The 2,712-nt window shown below is 68.3% G+C and carries 2 protein-coding genes and 1 pseudogene; all 3 read left to right on the top strand.

The genetic code is table 11. The annotated features are described in order from the left end of the window. Positions 1-814, top strand: a pseudogene (locus tag WBV89_RS00525) (MFS transporter); the annotation flags it as partial. Positions 815-896: 82 nt separating this feature from the next. Beyond that, positions 897-1,613: a crotonase/enoyl-CoA hydratase family protein gene (locus tag WBV89_RS00520; protein WP_423979390.1), complete on the top strand. Its 717-nt coding sequence runs from the start codon at positions 897-899 to the stop codon at positions 1,611-1,613. Between the two features lie 85 nt (positions 1,614-1,698). Then, positions 1,699-2,664, top strand: coding sequence for an aldo/keto reductase (locus tag WBV89_RS00515; protein ID WP_423979391.1), 966 nt, complete (start codon positions 1,699-1,701; stop codon positions 2,662-2,664). The last annotated feature ends 48 nt before the right edge of the window (positions 2,665-2,712 follow it).

Raw genomic sequence — 2,712 nt, 5'->3', positions numbered from 1 at the left:
CCTCGGCCCGGTCGCCGACGTCACGCCACGTCCCGTGCCTTTCGTTCGGCGCAGACTCGTCGAAGCGGTACGTGTCGCCGCCGGAGCGGCGCTGATCGTGGCGGGACTCACCGCCGACCGACGACTGCTCGTCCCCGCGCTCGTCGCCGGTGCACTGATGGGCGTCGGTCCTCTGTCCCGGCTCACACCACCCGGCACCCTGCGCGGCGCGTCGGGGCTGCCCGCCGCGATCGCCTCTCGCGGAATCCTGACGTTCGCCTTCTTCGGGCTCGACGCCTTCGTCCCGTTCGCACTGACCAACGGCCGTGGCACGTCGACGCTGGCCGGCAGCATCGCCGTGACGGTGGTGACCGTCAGCTGGACCGCCGGCGCGTGGATCCAGGACCGATGGATCGTGAGGGTCGGCGAAGCCCCGTTCATCCGCGTCGGGTTCGTGCTGCTCGCCGGTGGGATCGGAGCCGTCGCGATCGCCTCGTTGCCCGGGGTCCTGCCGTTCTGGATGATCCACGTCGGCGGGTCGTGCGCCGGTCTCGGGATGGGCCTCGCGTATGCCGCGCATGCTCAGGTCACGCTGCGCTCGGCCGAGGAGAGCGCCGTCGGCGTGACGACTTCGTCGCTGCAGCTCAGCGACAACCTCGGGATCGCACTCGGCACGGGTGTCGTCGGCGCGATCGTGACGTTCGGGGACCAGTTGGGATGGCTCGCCGGCGACGCGGTCGCCGTGGGACTCCTCGTCCCCGTCGCTGTGGCGATCGGAGGTGCAGTGCTCGCACGCCGGCTCCCACCCCCGGTGCACCCCGGCGTCGCCGCCTGACGTTCGTCGCCGCACCGAGGCGAAACCGCCCGGCCACGTGGCGGATTCCGGTGATCGGTGGGATGTCGAATACCGTGCCGACATGGCAACCGATGCGGTCACGACGGAACGATTCGACGCAGGGGTGCTGGTGTGCCACGTCGACGACGGAAAGGCCAACGCGCTGTCGAAGGACATCATCGCCGCGATCCTCGAGGCATTGGACGAGGCAGAGGCGGACGACTCGATCACGTCGCTCGTGATCCATGGCCGAGAGGGCAAGTTCAGCGCCGGTTTCGACCTGACGGTCATGCGGTCCGGTGACCTCGCAGCGATGTCCGACCTCGTGTCCGACGGCGGTGAACTGGTCCGGCGCCTGTACGGCGCGAGCGTTCCCGTCGTCGCCGCGTGCACCGGGCACGCACTCGCGGCCGGAGCGCTCGTGCTGCTCGGCTGTGACGTGCGGGTGGGCGCCGACATCGACTGCAAGATCGGGTTGAACGAGGTCGCGATCGGCATGGTGCTGCCCGACTGGGCCTTCACGATCTCGGTCGCGCGTCTCAGCAATCGGCATCTGCAGCGCTCCGTCGCAACAGCACGCATCACCGACGCCGCCAGTGCCGTCGACGTCGGCTACCTCGACGAGGTCGTTCCGGTCGACAACGTCCTCGACGTCGCGGTTGCCCGGGCTGCCGAACTCGCCGCCCTCGTGCCGGGGGCGTACCGCGGTACGGTCGCGAAGTTGCGTGGGGAGGTCGTCGCTGCGATGGCCGACGAGATCGCTGCGGATCGCGCTGCGGGCGCGGTTCCCACCGTCTGAACGCTCGAGCGCGCCGCACGGACGTTTGACCGCGCAACCGATCGGTTACGTTGCGCTCATGGCCCAACCCACCGTCAACCCGAACATGGAATACCGTCGACTCGGACGCAGCGGCCTGAAGGTCAGCATCCTCAGCTTCGGCAGTTGGGTGACGTTCGATGCCCAGATCGACAACGCGGCAGCGATCGAATGCATCGCGGCCGCCGGTGACGCAGGCTGCAACTTCTTCGACAACGCCGAGGCGTACGCGGGCGGCAAGAGCGAGGAGATCATGGGCCACGCGTTGCGTGAACTCGGATGGCCGCGGTGGTCCTACGTCCTGACCACCAAGATCTACTGGGGGATCCACGGCGATGTCCCGAACATGCGCAACACGCTGAATCGGAAGTACCTGATGGAGGCGATCGACGGTTCGCTCGAACGCTTCCAGCACGACTTCGTCGACGTGCTGTACTGCCACCGCTCCGATCCGGACACACCGATCGAGGAGACGGTGCGGGCGATGAGCGACATCATCGACGCCGGCAAGGCGCACTATTGGGGGACCAGCGAGTGGTCCGCCGACGAGATTCGCGCCGCGATCGAGATCGCCGACCGCCGGAACCTGCATGCGCCGATCACCGAGCAGAGCCAGTACAACCTGCTCGAGCGCAAGAAGGTCGAGCGCGAGTACGCCCGGCTCACCGCCGACTACGGCTACGGGAACACGATCTGGAGTCCGCTGGCGTCGGGGCTCCTGACCGGGAAGTACAAGGACGGGATCCCCGACGACTCGCGCGGTGCCCTCGCCGGGTACGAGTGGCTGCAGGATCGACTGTCGGACGGCGATGCGATCGAACGCGTCGAGAAGCTTCGCCCGATCGCCGAACGACTCGACTGCTCGATGGCGCAGCTCTCGCTCGCCTGGGCGACCAAGCACGAGATGGTGTCGTCGGTGATCACCGGCGCATCCAAGGTGTCGCAGGTCGTGCAGAACTTCGAGGCCGTCGACGTGATCCCACGGATCACCGACGAGGTGCGCGAGGAGATCGAGGCAGCGGTAGGACGCTGATCTCGGGCGGGCGGAACCGTCGGGCCGGGGCCGGTCCGCGCGTCATCC

Source organism: Ilumatobacter sp. (assembly GCF_049588435.1).
Taxonomy (GTDB): domain Bacteria; phylum Actinomycetota; class Acidimicrobiia; order Acidimicrobiales; family Ilumatobacteraceae; genus Ilumatobacter_A.
This window is presented reverse-complemented; position numbering and strand designations above follow the sequence as displayed.